This is a genomic window from Veillonella ratti, from assembly GCF_003992115.1.
In the GTDB taxonomy this organism is placed as follows: Bacteria; Bacillota; Negativicutes; order Veillonellales; family Veillonellaceae; genus Veillonella_A; species Veillonella_A ratti.
In genome coordinates, this window is record NZ_RQUX01000001.1 from 147,081 (window position 1) to 163,386 (window position 16,306).

The window sequence follows — 16,306 nt, forward strand, 5'->3', positions numbered from 1 at the left end:
TCGCTTCTTTGGTCTCAATCTTCGAGTCATGGGCAACTGCATTTACAGCGGCTGTATCTTGCTTGCGCTTTTTGCTGCGATAATAGCGGATGCCGAAGAAAGCGCCTACGATAGCAAAAACAACTATCATAATAACTAAGAATTCATGATTGTACTCAATCAAATCCTGCCAATGTTCACCCAATTTTACGCCGAGCCATACGAGCAAAATCGTCCAAGGAATAGTGCCGAGTAAAGTCCAAATGATAAAACGTCCCATAGGATAACGGGCGATACCGGCAGGGAAGGAAATAAAGGTGCGAATCCCCGGCAACAGACGACCAAAGAACACCGCAGCGCCGCCGTATTTATTAAACATTTTCTCAGCCATTTCAAATTTATGTTCATTGAAGAAAATATAGCGACCGTATTTTCTAAGCAACGGACGGCCCCCATGTTCCCCCATCCAATAGGATAAAATAGAGCCAACCACACCGGCAGCCGTAGCTACAATCATGGTCATATTCATCTCGAATACGCCTTGCGCAATCAAATAGCCCGAGAAGCCCAACACAATCTCACTGGGAATCGGAACATTGGCATTTTCCAATACCATCGTAATAAACATGGCCGCATAGCCGTATGTCTCCAAAAATGAAATCAGGTAATCCACTGTTAATATCTCCTTTTACTTGTTTACAACTTACCAAACTATATTTCTCTTACAGAGTGTGTTAATTTCTCACATTATCTTTTATTTTACCATAATTTCTGTCTTTTTAACACAAAGTTATTACCAAAATGCATAGTTTATAAAAAGTTTATAAGTTGTAAAACGCGGGTTAGCAAAGGGTGAACAAGAAACCTTATTATAAGCTACATCTCAGCAATACTGCGAAAAAAGCCACCGAGTCAACGAATTAACTCAGTGGCTAAATTACTTACTGTTTCATTTTGCTATCATGCAAAAAAACTATACGAGAACTCTTAGGCTCCGAATACGTCTTCCAACACGATAGTCTGTTTACGGTTAGGGCCTACGGATACGATACCGAGACGCACGCCGGTTACTTCAGAAATGCGTTCTACATAACGACGAGCTGCTTCAGGCAACTCATCATAATGACGAATACCGCTAATATCTGTCTGCCAACCAGGTAAAGTTTCATATACCGGTTCGCATTGTTCCAATACCTGTAAATCTGCAGGGAATCCTTTAACAGGTTCACCATTCAAAGTATAACCTACACAGATTTTAATTTCAGGCAATTTGTCCAAAATATCAAGACGAGTAATTGCCAAATAATCAAGGCTGTTAAGGTCAGCTGCATATTTAACTACAGCCAAGTCTAACCAACCGCAACGACGAGGACGGCCGGTTACGGTACCGAATTCATGACCGGTTTCACGGAGTAAATCACCGATTTCATTCAATTGTTCGGATGGGAATGGGCCGGCGCCTACACGAGTAGCATACGCTTTAACCACACCTACGATATTTTTCAAATAATTAGGACCTACTCCAGCACCTACGGAAGCACCACCGGAAATAGGATGAGAGCTCGTAACGAATGGATATGTACCATGATCGAGATCAAGCATAGTTGCCTGAGCACCTTCGAACAATACTTTTTTACCATCTTTGATGTAAGATACTACATTGTAATTTGTATCTTGTACATATTGGCGTAAACGATCGGCATATTCTAAGTAATCTTTTAAAATTTCATAGTAATCTACCGGTTCGGCGCCATATACTTCGCGCAAAATTTTATTTTTAATCTTAACATTATATTGTAATTTTTCTTTGAAAACTTCTTCATTCATCAAATCGCAGATGCGAATGCCGATACGATTTACTTTATCTGCATAGCAAGGGCCGATACCGTTCTTAGTCGTACCGATGGACAAAGCACCTTTAGAGGCTTCTTCCGCTTCATCCAAGCGATTATGATATGGCAAAATTACATGAGCACGATTGGAAATCTGCAACGTTTTAGCACTTTTGCCTTGGCTTTCCAAGTTTTCAATTTCACCTAAAAGAACTTTAGGATCAATAACTGTACCGGTGCCTACCACATTGATTTTATTGTCATATAAAATCCCACTAGGCAATAAACGAAGCGCAAATGCTACGTCATCAACTACTACGGTATGTCCTGCATTGTTGCCGCCTTGACTGCGAACAACCACGTCCGCCTGTTCTGCTAAATAATCTACGATCTTGCCTTTTCCTTCATCGCCCCACTGGGTTCCGATAACCATACTAGTTGCCATAATATTCAAACCTCCATTTGTATCACATAGTGTCAGTTGTGGTATGGCCTGCTCTAAAATTTGAATTATAAAAATCTAATTCTAAAAGTAAAATATAGAGACATTATCATACAATTTATTATAACATACCTTTGAAAAGTGTGCATCAAGTAAAACGACGGAGGTATGGGAAACGGAGAGGAAAGATTTTTATATTGTTTCATCTCACTATAGTGCATGAATCTATAAAATGAGATAAAATAATAGAAAACAGCAGTAAGTATTTAAATATTATTATATAAATTAGCAAAGGGTGTGGACGTGCACTGCCACGCCCTTATATTTCAATTCCCTATGTATTCTCACAGCAAGGTGAACCAGCACATGAAGAAAAAGGAAAAACGACGCCAAGAGCTCATAACTATATTAAATGAAAGTATGACACCGCTGACGGGTGATGAATTAGCTCAGAGTTACGGGGTTACACGACAGGTAATCGTAAACGACATGGCTGCTCTCCGTGCCGACGGTTATCCGATTCGTTCTACCGTAAAAGGGTATGAAATCAGCAAAACTCCAACGCAGGGTGTTTTACGCACTATAACCTGCCGTCATAAGCCGGAGGATGTAGTGACGGAATTACACACGATTGTCGCCATGGGCGGGCTGGTTCACAATGTATCTGTCAACCACGACGTGTACGGGACGCTCACTGCCCCCTTGTTAATCAAAACAGACGACGATATTGAGGCCTTTTTAAACAAACAAAAAGAGTCTACCAGCGGTTTGCTCTCCCGATTAAACAACGGTCTTCACACCCATCTGATTGAAGCACCCACGCCCGACATAATGGATCACATTATCAAAGCATTACAGGATTTACACATAATAGTAACACCGGACGCATAACTGTCCGGTGTTTTTTCATATAATTATCTTGCTTACTTTTTTCAAAAAAAGCCCTTGCTATCTGAAAGTTATTGCTGTATAGTTAAAAAGTATACACATAGTTAATCTGTATACTTTTTGTTTTAGGTATAAAAATAGGGGTGACTCGATGATTATTAATGAATTGAACACGATGAAACCTAATCGCTTTCATTACAAACTTTTACTCATTGCCGGCATCGGCTGGGCTTTTGACGCCATGGATACGGGCATTATTTCCTTCATCATGCCGTTATTAACCAAAGAATGGCATCTCACGGGCACAGAAATCGGTATGCTCGGCAGTGTAGGCCTCTTGGGCATGGCCATCGGCGCCGTATTGGCCGGTGCTTTAGCGGATCATATAGGTCGTAAAAAAATCATTACTTGGACCATGTTACTGTACGGTATTGCCACCGCCCTGTCAGCAATGGCGCCTAACTACGAGTTTTTGCTCGTCTGTCGTTTATTGGTAGGCCTTGGCCTCGGCGGGGAACTCCCTGTAGTAGCTACCTTGATTACAGAATATTCACCGCAAGATTCCCGTGGCCGTTTCATCGTCATGCTGGAAAGCTTCTGGGCTATCGGTTGGCTTTTAGCGGCCCTCATCGCTTATCTTATCATCCCGATTTACGGTTGGCGTATCGGTCTTGCCATCGGGGCCTTGCCGGCCCTCTATACCGGGGTCATTCGCTCCCACATGCCGGAATCTTTGCGTTATCTGATTAAACAGCAAAAACTTGACCAACTGAACGCAACCATCGCTCAAGTAGAAGCCGCTACCAAGGTTCCTCTCACGCGTTGCACCAAAGACGATTTAACTATGTTAACAGCCAACGACTCTCGCCCTACCCTTGGCACTCTTTGGAACAAACAATATGCCTTGCGCACCTGCATGTTATGGATTACCTGGTTTGGCATTGTCTTCAGCTACTACGGCATTTTCATGTGGCTCCCTTCGTTAATCTATCAACAAGGTTTTACCATTATAAAATCATTCGAATATCTCTTAATCATGACCATAGCACAATTCCCGGGCTACATTTCAGCAGCCTATTTAGTTGATAAAATCGGACGTCGCTATACCTTATCGCTCTATTTATTATGTAGCGGTATCAGCAGCTATTTCTTTGGTCATGCCACCTCGGAAGCCATGTTGTTGACGTCCGGCATTTGCATGTCATTCTTCAACTTAGGTGCCTGGGGTGTTATTTACACCTACACACCGGAATTATATCCTACCGAAATCCGTGGCCTCGGCTCCGGTTGGGCCGCCGGCGTCGGTCGTATCGGTGGCATCATTGCTCCATTTTTAGTCGGTTTTCTCCTATCCCATGAAATGCACATGGACTCTATTTTTTACCTCTTTGCCTCCGTCTTCGTCATCATTGCACTCGTCGTATTGAGCTTTGGTAAGGAAAGTAAAAAGCAAGCACTAGAAGGAATTAAGTAAAACGGCGGAGGAATGAAGAAGCCCTGAGAAACTCCTCAACTGAATAAAAATAGAAGTGGCGAGATATCACGTCCAAAGGCTTGAAGGAAGACCCTTTTACCGTGATACCTCGCCACTTTTTTCTATCATCTCATATCAGCCGCGGATCTCTCAGGGCTTCGCTCAGCACCTCACGCCGCATTCACTATGACGGAGAGAAGAGAAATGAAACAGCGCGAGGTTATATGGAAAAACCCCGAGAAGTCCTTATCTAAGGGCCTTTTCTGCTTGCAGAAACCAAGCCTCTTCTCCTTCCATACACCCCCCTGTAATAAAACAGCGAGAATGTTCTATGCGAAAAGAAGGCCGTGATTGTGATTTCTAAGGGTCTTTTTTGCTTGCAAAACCAAGCCTTAGAAATTACATCACGGCCTTCAACTCACGAAGACATTCTCGCTATTTTATTATAATCCGAATCTTGCCATAATCGTATCCACATGTCTTAACATACGATGTGGGTCGAAGAGGTGATCGATTTCTTCATCGGTAAGATATTTTTTAATATCAGCATCGCCTTTTAAGCCGGCTTTGAATTCTTTGCCTTCCAACCAACGAGCCATAGCATGACGTTGTACCCAACGATACGCTTCATCACGAACAGCACCTTTGTCTACAAGAGCTGTTAAGATTTGCTGACTGAAGATTAAGCCACCGGTTAATTCCAAGTTTTTCATCATGTTTTCCGGATATACCAACAATTTGTCGATAACTTTAATAGCCAAGGACAACATGTAATCAACCGTAATCGTGCTATCCGGTAAGATAACGCGTTCTACGGAGCTATGGGAAATATCACGTTCATGCCATAAAGCCACGTCTTCCAAAGCAGCCTGAGCATTGCCGCGTACCACACGAGCTAAGCCGCAGATACGTTCACAAGTAATTGGGTTGCGTTTGTGAGGCATAGCGGAGGAGCCTTTTTGTTTAGGGCTGAAATATTCTTCTGCTTCACGCACTTCCGTACGTTGTAAGTGACGAATTTCAAGAGCAATTTTATCCAAAGTGCTGGCGATGATTGCCAAAGTGCTGCAAAGTTCAGCATGACGGTCACGTTGAATAACCTGAGTTGCAATTTTTACCGGTTCCAAACCGAGTTTTTCACACACATATTTTTCAATGAACGGATCGTTAACGGAGTAAGTACCAACGGCGCCGGACATTTTACCAACGGCTACATTTTTCTTTGCATGTTCCAAACGTTCAATATCACGTTCAATTTCAGCCATCCAGAGGCAAAGTTTCAAGCCGAAAGTAGTAGGTTCACCATGAATACCATGAGTACGACCAACCATTGGAGTGTATTTAAATTCAGCGGCACGGCGACGAAGTACATCGCGGAACTGATGCAAGTCTTCCAAAATAATGTCGCAAGCCTGTTTCATCATAGCGCCGAGAGCCGTATCTTTTACGTCCGTAGATGTAAGACCGAGGTGAATGTATTTAGCTTCTTCGCCAACGTATTCACCGACAGCGGTTACGAAAGAAATAATATCGTGATTCGTTTCTTTTTCAATTTCATGAATTCGTTCTACATCAAAGTTCGCTTTTTCACGGATAACCTTAGCCGCTTCTTTAGGGATAATACCCAATTCAGCCTGTGCTTCACAAGCTAAGATTTCTACTTCCAACATTTGGTCAAATTCGTTGCGTTCGCTCCAAATATGGCCCATTTTTTCTCTTGTATACCGTTGAATCATGTGTCTTTAACCTCCATCGAAATGACTGAATATTACTCTTTCATTTTAACATAGTAAAAAATAAGGGTCAATAAACTTTACCGAACGTTAATGCTTATTTTAAGCAAAATATTCGGGTTTATGTCTGCTAATATAATACTGCTCATCAATAGCTACTTCCCAATTAATCACATCCACTACTGCTGTTTGTAAAAATAAACAATCTTCGTGCCCGCTTTATTCACGGCCGCACCGGTTACGTATGCATGATTAAATGTCGTCCCTACGCTAAAAATATAGTAGGTATAGGAATCATCCAAGTTCACCATATTGTAATTATACGAATAATAGCCTAATAGTTGCTGCTGAGCTTTTTTATTCGTGTCATTATCGAATAACTGATCCGTTACATAATTTTCGCTATTTACTGATGTTACATCGATAATATCACTCCAGAAATCACGCCACGGTCCAAGATTCTTTAGTTCAGGCGTTGTCACGATTTTGTAACCAGGTAATAATTCGCGTAAACTGTCGGCAAATTGCATGTCTGAATTAGGCTCCATTTTTACATAAACCGAACGACTATCTGTTAAATTAGTCTGCATAATCGCTAACTTAAGCGCTTCCCCGATATACGGTGCCATTTCGGAAGCCGTACCGGTAAAACTAACCTGCGCTTCTCCACCGGCTTTTATAAATTGCGGAATATAAAACACGGATACATTGTTGGCAAAGGACGGAATCCGTTTTGGGAAGCCGTCAAAATTCGGCACTAAATCATATTTCGATGCATCTGTCATAGGGAAAGCTACCCGTAAGGCTTGTTCTTTATACAAAGAATTACTTTCATTCGTGAGCACCGTCTTAGCACCCGATGCCGGCATAAACGCTTCTAACACCTGTTTTGGTATGCCTCGGTTCACATAAGGTGATCCTGCATTAACAGCTTCCTGAGTCGCATAATTAACAATGGCTGCCAAATCTTTGTCGCTCCCTGAAAGCGCTGTGGTGCCATTAGCTGTGGCGGCACTATTACCGGCGCCCAACACAGTCACCATGGCCAAACCGGCCAAAACAAGGAATGCTTTCTTTTTCATATTAAACATTGTCATATATCATGCCTCCATATGAAACTAAAAATATAAGACATAAGAACTCTTTTATATATTTTTATTATAACTTAAATACAATACAGCTGCCTATACTAAAGAGCACTCTATTTCAATTTTTTTCAATATAAAAAACGGTGTAACCTGTTTAAACCAGATTACACCGTTTTATTTATATTATTTCCGTAAAATCACACAGATTATTTTACTAAAATCACTCGGATTTTATATCGCCGCTACTTGTCCGGTAGCCCCACAGCCAAAGTCTTAAGCCTGAGGCGTCATGGTTGTAGTTTCTACGCGAACCACATCTTTGTACGGATAAGCACAAAGTTCGGCCATAGCTTGGCCCACTTCTTCAAAATCCGCATTGCTAAGTTCCGGATTAACATTACCGATGCTTACGGATTTTACTTTATTATCGCCTAAATCTAAACGAATCTGAATTTTTACTACTTCTTTTACTGTTGCGTCTGCCATAATTAGCCTCCTATATATTTATACTAATAATACGTAATACTTTAACCTCATATCCTGCTATCCGAATATATCTAATCTTGCAAGATACCCTGCAGCTGAGACATATCGTTTGGTGACCGCTGATTAGTCAACCAATTGGGCACTGGTATTTTCTACCATAAAAGCGCCTTTATAGCCGGTTAAAATTTTACCTTTGGCGCTGGTCATAAAACGTTTGGCAATCAACAAATTTGCCACTGTTTCGGCTGCAGTGCGACTTACATCCGCTTTAGGTACACTGATGCGCACCGTAGTTTCTTTTAATTCATCATCTAAAAATACAAGTTGTAATTCTTTTTTCAAAACATTCATAGTTCCTGTAGCCATAGTTGCCTCCTAAAGTTAAAACCGTCCGATGCCCCATGTATGTATGCCAAAAAATCATACATCAAACAGAGCCCTTCATTTTGTCCATATTACTGAAAAGTACATGTACCATTGAGTTTCTCATCATTCTCATTGACCGTTTGCAAACGTCATAAGCAAGTCATCATTTCTTGTGAACCCGCTTACACCCTATACATTCTCACAACTTTAAAATGTCAAGTCATTAAATTCCACCAACCGAAATCTTCATTCATCATATGCAAAAAATTCAATACAGATTGACATTTCCCTCTTTCTTTTCACCGTCGGAAAATAGTATAATGAGGTGTATCTTGTATATGATAACTAATATCATATACAAGATATTGATTTATAATACAACTCATCGATAGTACCAAATAGATGTATTTAGAGGGTATGAGTGTATCAACGGCTTACGTAAATACAGTGAAGTCACTGTTTGCGAGCCATATTTTTATGTGTAAATGTAGTACTTTGTAACGGGAAGGAACCTTATTCATGGCTATTATGATTAAAAAACGAGACGGCCATTACGAACCGCTCTCGGTAGAAAAAACTAAAAAGATGATTGCCTTCGCATGCTTGGGGCTTGAAAGCTGCGATCCTATCGAACTCGAAATGGACTCCAAATTACAGTTCGTTGACGGCATGAGCACCAAAGAAATTCAGAAGATTTTGGTGCAAACTGCAATCGAAAAAGTTATCCAAAAAGTAGACGACGGTTATGGCAACATGGTTAACCGCATGAACCAGGATTGGCAGTTTGTGGCAGCCCGCCTGTTCCTTTTCGACTTATATAAAGAAGCGGCCATCCAACGCAAATACAAAGCGTTCGGTTACGGCAACTTCCCTGCATTAGTAAAAAAATTAGTAGAAGCTAAGCGCTATGCGGACTTCTTCCTCACCCAATACACCGAAGAAGAACTTGAAGAATTAGGGGACTACATCAAACCTAAACGAGACTATCTCTTCAACTATGAAGGCATTAAATTGTTGGCCGATCGTTACCTCGTAAAAGGTTACGACAAAGAAGTGTATGAATTGCCGCAAGAACGTTTCATGGCGATTGCTATGCACCTTGCCCTCATCGAAGGGGATCGCAAAGTAGAATTCGCTAAAAAATTCTACGACTTAATGAGCGAATTAAAAATGACCACCGCTACGCCAACCTTGGCCAATGCGGGGACGCCGTTCCATCAGCTCAGCAGCTGCTTTATCTCCGGCGTTGACGATAACCTTTGGTCCATTTACGACGTAAACAGCAAATTCTCCCGCGTATCCAAACACGGCGGTGCCCTCGGTATTTACATGGGTAAAGTGCGTGCCTTGAACAGTGATATTCGCGGTTACAAAAACTCCTCCGGCGGCGTTATCCCTTGGGTTCGTCTTTACAATGATACAGCCGTAGCCGTAGATCAGCTTGGCAAACGTAAAGGTGGCGCTACCGTAACACTTGATATTTGGCATAAAGACTTCTACGAATTCGTAGAACTTCGTACCAACAACGGCGACGATCGTCGTAAAGCTCACGATATTTTCCCTGCCATTGCTATTCCGGACATCTTCATGGAACGTTTATTGGCTCGTGAAAACTTCAGCCTCTTCGATCCACATGAAGTGCAGCAGGTTATGGGCTTTAACTTGGAAGATTTTTACGATGAAGACGAAAACAACAAAGCTTTCACCGAACATTATCTTCTTTGCGAAAACAATCCGGATCTTCACCCAATCCAGGTCAGCGCTTTGGATATGATGAAAAAAATCATGCGCAGTGCCGTAGAAACCGGTACGCCGTTTATTTTCTTCCGCGACACAGCGAACCGCGCCAACCCGAACAAACACGCAGGCATGATTTATGCCTCCAACTTGTGCCACGAAATCGCGCAAAACGTTGGTTTCACCAACCTTAGCGAAGAAGTGATTAATCCGGATGGCAGCATCACGACTAAAACGGTGACCGGCGACATGGTAACATGTAACCTTAACTCCATTAACCTCGGTCGAATTACCGACGAAGAATTGGAGGCTAATGTAGCCCTTCAGATTCGCATGCTCGACAATGTTATTTCCATCAACCAGTTCCCGGTACCGGAAGCTAAGATGACCAGCGAAAAATACCGTGCCATCGGCCTCGGTACGAGCGGTTACCACCACTACTTGGTGCGTCATCAGATTCAGTGGGAATCGGAAGAACACATTGAAACAGCGGATAAATTATTTGAAAACATTGCCTACTACGCAATTAAAGCATCCATGGAACTAGCTAAAGAAAAAGGCGCCTACCCTGCCTTCAAAGGTTCCGAATGGGAAACCGGTGCTTACTTCGAGCGCCGCGGTTATACATCCGAACGTTGGCAACAATTGCGCAAAGATGTAGCTAAATACGGTATGCGCAACGGTTACCTCATGGCGATTGCCCCAACCGGCAGTACCTCCAATATCGCTAACACCACAGCCGGTATCGACCCTATTTTCAAAAAATTCTTCATCGAAGAAAAGAAAGGCAGCTTCACTCCGAAAACGGCCCCTGATCTCGATAACTCCACGTTCTGGCTCTACAAAGAAGCTCACACGATTGACCAACAATGGAGTATTCGTGCCTGTGCTGCCCGCCAACGTCACATTGACCAAGCGCAATCTTTCAACTTGTACATTACACCGCAAGTTAAGGCCAAAGAAATCCTCAACCTTTATGTGGAAGCATACAAACAAGGTGTTAAAACAATTTACTACATCCGCAATCAGTCCCTCGAAATGGACGAATGCACCAGCTGTTCTTCCTGATTTAAATTAAAACAATAAGCGGTTTAGTGACCGGCAGTCATACGAACACCATAAAGCTTCAATTAAACGATGTTTTGCAACGGTTCGACAGCAATATATGACTGCCGGTTAGCCGTAAATTTCATATGTTTAACCGCTTTAATATGCTATACTAAAGACAACAACTTATATAGAAAGGGTGAATGTCATTATGGATAAAAAATTTATTTTTAACGAACATGGCGAGCGCGGCACGGAAAGCATGATTGGTGGCAATACGACCAACTTGCGCGAATGGAACCGCATCAAATATGACTGGGCAACGCAGATGTACCGTACCATGCTCAACAACTTCTGGATTCCGGAAGAAATTTCGCTGAACGAAGATATCAAACAATTTCCGTTCTTGACCGACAGCGAACGCCGTGCGTTTGACAAAATTATTTCCTTCCTCAATTTCCTTGATTCGATTCAAAGTGAAAATTTACCCAACTTAAGCCGCTATATCACAGCTGCCGAAGTGGCATCATTGCTTAACATTCAGGCATTCCAAGAAGAAATTCACGCCCAAAGTTACTCCTATATTTTGGACACCGTAACGAATCCGATTACCCGTGACCGTATTTATGACGAATGGCGTACAGATGAACACCTCTTGGCACGTAACCGTTTCATCGCCGACATTTACCAACGTTTCAGCGATGATCCGTCGGAACATAATTTGATTCGCACTATCATGGCGAACTACATCTTGGAAGGCATTTATTTCTACTCCGGTTTCAGCTTCTTCTACACCTTGGCGCGCCAGGGCAAGATGACAGCAACTAGTACGATTTTTAAATACATCAACCGCGATGAAGTAACTCACCTCGTTTTATTCCAAAACATCATTCGTGAACTTCGCATCGAACGACCTGAATTATTTACGCCTGAATTGGAAGCGGAACTTACGGATATGCTCCGTCAAGGTACGGAAAACGAAATCGCTTGGGGCCAATACATTACGGATGACAAAATCCTCGGTATCAACAATGTATTGATTGAACGCTATATCAAATACTTGGCTAATATTCGTTTAGAAGCCATCGGCCTCAAACATCTCTATCCGGACATCAAAGAAAATCCGATGGCTTGGATTGAAAGTTTCTCCAACCTCAACAGCACTAAAACGGACTTCTTTGAAGCAAAAGTTACGAATTATACCAAAGCAGCCGCATTCGACTTCGACGATTTGGAGTAATACAGCGCTACAAACCAAACCAGGAAGGCCGGCACCTCGCCGGCTTTTCTTTTTTAGCCAAGCCGTATCCTTACAATAAGCTCAGCAATAAGTCGCATAATCAACTAAATAATTAGTTTACCTGAAGTTTACGAATGTTTTGCAAAAAAAGACTTGCCAGAATAGAAACTTAGGTTTATAATGTTGGCAATCACTTTAAGAGAGGAGCCAATATTATGAATACCGCTATCAGCACTATGAACAGCCAATACTTCTATTTTTGGTTCTTTATCCAGGCAACGGGTAAAGGACTATTTGGGCTACGCTGATTTCGGTATCATTGTCAGGCTTAGTATAGTTAAGGAGCTACCCGTAGTGCACGCGGGTAGCTCCTTTTTTACTATCACTTAAAAGTAATTATTGAAAGCAACGAAGGTTGTACAAGCAGTAAAGGATTGGAATTTATGAACGAAACCTGTTTTCAAATATTCATAAGTGACGAAAGAGGAGAGATTACTATGATTATTACATTGAAGGAAAATGCTACACCGGAGAAAGTTCAAGAGTTACGCCAAAAATTAGAGGCCCAAGGGATTACGTTACATCCAAGCCAAGGCGACAACTACTCATTAATCGGCCTCATCGGCGATACCTCACTCGTAGACAAGCGCCAAATTGAATCGCTAGACTTTGTTGAAAAAGTAACACGCATTCAAGAACCGTTCAAAAAAGCTAATCGCAAATTCCATCCGGAGGACACCATCGTAGACGTAAGTGGCGTAAAAATTGGGGGCGGCCACTTCGCTATTATGGCCGGTCCTTGCTCCGTCGAAACACCGGAACAAGTGCTGGCAACGGCAAGAGCGGTCAAAGAAGCTGGCGCTACTATTCTTCGTGGCGGTGCGTTCAAACCGCGTACTTCGCCATACTCCTTCCAAGGTATGGGTCCTGAAGGCTTGCATTTATTGGAACTGGCAAAAAAAGAAACGGGCCTGCCTATCGTATCCGAAGTCATGGATCCATCCCAGTTGCAGTACTTCGATAATGTAGACATGCTTCAAATCGGCGCCCGCAATATGCAAAACTTCACCTTACTTAAAGAGGTAGGCAAATTAAAGAAACCGGTTCTTCTTAAACGTGGCTTATCCGCAACTTATGAAGAATGGTTGATGGCTGCGGAATACATCATGAGCGAAGGCAATACACAAATCGTACTTTGCGAACGAGGCATTCGAACTTTCGAAACGAAAACCCGTAATACCCTTGATGTAACGGCGATTCCAATGATTCATGAGCTCAGTCATTTACCGATTATTATGGACCCGAGCCACGCTGCCGGCATGAGCCGCATGGTTCGACCTTTATCCCTCGCTTCCACCGGTGGCGGTGCGGATGGTCTCATGATTGAAGTTCATATTGATCCGGCCAAAGCGCTTTGCGACGGTCCGCAAGCTTTACGTCCCGATCAGTTTGCGTCCCTCACCAAAGATGTTTTCGCTATGCGCGAAATTGTTACCGGTCAAAAAGCTTAATTAAGACCCGTTAATTGATACCCAGTAAAAGGAGTTACCATGGAACGTATTCATATCGAAGCCTCCACTGCCTACGATGTCATCATTGAAGACGGGGTTTTACAACATATAATAGAATATATTAAGCCCCTTAAGGGCCCCTGCCCGACCATGCTCGTCAGTGATGACCGAGTAGCTCCGCATTATGCAGCGCTTGTCAAAAAGCAACTCACCGCGGCGGGCTATACGGTATATGAATACGTATTCCCTCATGGTGAAACAGAAAAAAACGCTGCGCGACTATTGGATTTAGTGGAATTTATGGCGGCCAAAGCGCTGACCCGTAAGGATTTACTTATCGCCTTAGGCGGCGGTGTAGTCGGTGATATGGCGGGTTTTGCGGCGGCCACCTATTTACGGGGCATCGACTATATCCAGATGCCTACATCCCTATTGGCTGCAGTGGATTCATCTGTTGGCGGTAAAACGGCCGTTAATTTAAAAGCCGGCAAAAATCTTTGGGGCGCTTTTAAACAGCCGATTTTAGTACTCTGTGACCCAACTGCACTTAGCACTTTGCCCGCCGATGAATTCAGTAACGGCTGCGGTGAAGTCATTAAATACGGCATGCTCGGTTATCCCGATTTACTGGCTGATTTAATGACTAATCCCTTACGTCAAGATGACCTTCCCCATATTGAAGCGATTATCGCCCTATGCGTGAAAGCCAAAGCAAAAATTGTCAGCGCCGATGAAAAAGAATCAGGCGTCAGAGCTTTGCTCAACTTTGGCCACACGTTTGGTCACGGTATCGAGCTTTGCAGTGAATTTTCCGTAAAACACGGTATGGCTGTCAGTATCGGCATGGCCCTCATGATGCGTGCCGCTTTTAAAAACGGACACATCAGTGAAACCGAATTAAATAACTTTTTAAATCTACTGGCCGCTCATAATTTGCCGATTAACACGACTATCAGTATTAACGAACTGTTAGAGGCCGCTTTACATGACAAAAAAAGTCACGGCCAAACTATTACCATTATTTATCCGAATCGTTGGGGGCAGTGCGAACTTCGCACCATACCACACAGCGAATTAGCCAATTACGCCATAAAGGAGGTAAAACACCATGGTGCCAACTAATCCATCTGAATTTGAAGCAACCAAAACTGCGACTGTCCATTCTGAATCCGTTACCGTAACCGGAGCCATTCCAACCGGTACCATTGCGGCCATTCCGGCCAAGGCCCACGCTCATCGTGCCTTGATTGCCGCTGCTTTGGCGGACAGCCCGTCCAGTTTACTCATTGCACACTATTCAGAAGATATTGACGCCACTATTGCCTCTTTGCGTGGCTTAGGTGCTACTATTGAGAAAACAGAGAGCGGGGTTACTGTCACACCCATCCCCGAAAACCAAAAACACGGCACCATTGATGCTCACGAATCAGGTACTACCTTGCGCTTACTCTTATCGGTAGGTTCCGCCATTTGTGATACTACCGATGTAACCGCAGCCGGTCGTTTACCGGATCGCCCGTTGGAGCCTTTAAAAAGCCAATTGGAAGCTCATGGCATCACCTTTTCGGCAGCTAAGCCGCCATTTACCATTAGCGGTCATTTAACAGGTGGGCTTTTTGAAATGGTAGGCAATGTGAGCAGTCAATTTTTTTCCGGTCTCTTATTGGCCTCACCAAAACTAGATGAAGATACCTTAATAAACAGCACAACACCGTTACAATCCCGCGATTATGTGACGTTGACACGTCATGTCATGGCGGATTTTGGCGTTACCGCCTATACCTCTGACGACGGCAACAGTTTTACGGTTCCCAAAGGGCAACATTACCGCGGCCTCGAAAATTATCCCATCGAAGGCGACTGGTCAAACAGTGCCATTTGGCTCGTAGCCGCCGCCATCACCGGCCAACCGCTTACCATCACTAATTTGCAACCCGATTCGACACAGGCGGATCGACGCATCTTAGATATTGTTGACTGCGCCGGCACCACCGTGGAATGGCAAACAGAAGACGGTACCGTTGTTGAAGATGATGAATTGGACAAAATTAAAGTACCGCTACGCCTTCATTGTGAAGGTCGCGCCATCGACCCTATAACGGTTGATTTAGAGCAATGTCCTGACTTATTGCCTGTTTTAGCGGCCTTAGCCTGCAGTATCGAAGGGGAAAGCTGGTTTATCAACGGCGAACGATTGCGTCTTAAAGAATCAGACCGCTTATTAGCCGTTCGTGATTTGGTGAGAACTTTAGGCGGCACCGCTCACATTGAGGGAGATAATCTCTACATTAACGGCACCGGAAGTCTTACCGGCGGCACCGTTACTTCCCACAATGACCATCGTCTCGTTATGGCCGCTACACTCATGGCGCTATACAGCGATGATCCGATTACGATTACCGACAGTCAGGCCATCAATAAATCTTATCCGCTATTCTTCAGCCATTGGAATCAATTAGGCGGTCACGCCAAATAATATACTA

12 protein-coding genes and 1 pseudogene are annotated in these 16,306 nt (G+C 43.2%); 7 read left to right on the forward strand and 6 right to left on the reverse strand.

What is annotated here, in order from left to right; translation table 11 throughout:
• Nucleotides 1-67: 67 nt before the first annotated feature.
• Together EO124_RS00650 and EO124_RS00655 are read right to left on the reverse strand one after the other, a co-directional pair.
• Nucleotides 68-652, reverse strand: a pseudogene (locus EO124_RS00650) (DedA family protein); the annotation flags it as partial.
• Nucleotides 653-966: 314 nt separating this feature from the next.
• Nucleotides 967-2,256: an adenylosuccinate synthase gene (locus EO124_RS00655; RefSeq protein WP_021842061.1), complete on the reverse strand. Its 1,290-nt coding sequence runs from the start codon at nt 2,254-2,256 to the stop codon at nt 967-969.
• A gap of 363 nt (nt 2,257-2,619) precedes the next feature.
• Here EO124_RS00655 and EO124_RS00660 point away from each other — a divergent pair, with 363 nt between their 5' ends.
• Both EO124_RS00660 and EO124_RS00665 read left to right on the forward strand, forming a co-directional pair.
• Entirely contained in the window at nt 2,620-3,144 is a 525-nt protein-coding gene (locus EO124_RS00660; RefSeq protein ID WP_164726519.1) for a transcription repressor NadR, read from the forward strand.
• A 148-nt stretch (nt 3,145-3,292) separates the two neighbouring features.
• On the forward strand, nt 3,293-4,615 hold the full coding sequence (locus EO124_RS00665) for an MFS transporter (RefSeq protein ID WP_127057877.1): 1,323 nt from the start codon (nt 3,293-3,295) through the stop codon (nt 4,613-4,615).
• A gap of 443 nt (nt 4,616-5,058) precedes the next feature.
• Here the strand turns inward: EO124_RS00665 and purB are convergent, their stop codons facing one another.
• From purB to EO124_RS00685, 4 genes are all read right to left on the reverse strand, one after another.
• A complete protein-coding gene (gene purB / locus EO124_RS00670; protein WP_127057878.1) occupies nt 5,059-6,351 on the reverse strand; it encodes an adenylosuccinate lyase in 1,293 nt (430 codons plus the stop codon).
• 176 nt (nt 6,352-6,527) lie between these two features.
• Nucleotides 6,528-7,445 (reverse strand): hypothetical protein, encoded by a 918-nt coding sequence (locus tag EO124_RS00675; RefSeq protein ID WP_127057879.1) that lies wholly within the window; start codon nt 7,443-7,445, stop codon nt 6,528-6,530.
• 264 nt (nt 7,446-7,709) lie between these two features.
• Entirely contained in the window at nt 7,710-7,922 is a 213-nt protein-coding gene (locus EO124_RS00680; protein ID WP_127057880.1) for a DUF1659 domain-containing protein, read from the reverse strand.
• 123 nt (nt 7,923-8,045) lie between these two features.
• Nucleotides 8,046-8,288 (reverse strand): DUF2922 domain-containing protein, encoded by a 243-nt coding sequence (locus tag EO124_RS00685; protein ID WP_021841751.1) that lies wholly within the window; start codon nt 8,286-8,288, stop codon nt 8,046-8,048.
• A 519-nt stretch (nt 8,289-8,807) separates the two neighbouring features.
• Here EO124_RS00685 and EO124_RS00690 point away from each other — a divergent pair.
• The 5 genes from EO124_RS00690 to aroA all read left to right on the forward strand — a co-directional run bounded on the left by EO124_RS00690 (nt 8,808) and on the right by aroA (nt 16,299).
• Nucleotides 8,808-11,093, forward strand: a complete 2,286-nt coding sequence (locus EO124_RS00690; protein ID WP_127057881.1) for a ribonucleoside-diphosphate reductase subunit alpha — start codon at nt 8,808-8,810, stop codon at nt 11,091-11,093.
• Between the two features lie 190 nt (nt 11,094-11,283).
• Nucleotides 11,284-12,312, forward strand: a complete 1,029-nt coding sequence (locus EO124_RS00695; RefSeq protein WP_127057882.1) for a ribonucleotide-diphosphate reductase subunit beta — start codon at nt 11,284-11,286, stop codon at nt 12,310-12,312.
• A gap of 497 nt (nt 12,313-12,809) precedes the next feature.
• A complete protein-coding gene (gene aroF, locus EO124_RS00700) occupies nt 12,810-13,823 on the forward strand; it encodes a 3-deoxy-7-phosphoheptulonate synthase (protein ID WP_021841748.1) in 1,014 nt (337 codons plus the stop codon).
• A 39-nt stretch (nt 13,824-13,862) separates the two neighbouring features.
• The gene (gene aroB / locus EO124_RS00705) at nt 13,863-14,945 is read left to right on the forward strand and encodes a 3-dehydroquinate synthase (protein WP_127057883.1); all 1,083 of its coding nucleotides are present in this window, start codon (nt 13,863-13,865) and stop codon (nt 14,943-14,945) included.
• The gene (gene aroA / locus EO124_RS00710; protein ID WP_241230632.1) at nt 14,932-16,299 is read left to right on the forward strand and encodes a 3-phosphoshikimate 1-carboxyvinyltransferase; all 1,368 of its coding nucleotides are present in this window, start codon (nt 14,932-14,934) and stop codon (nt 16,297-16,299) included. Before aroB ends, aroA begins: the two co-directional genes overlap by 14 nt.
• The last annotated feature ends 7 nt before the right edge of the window (nt 16,300-16,306 follow it).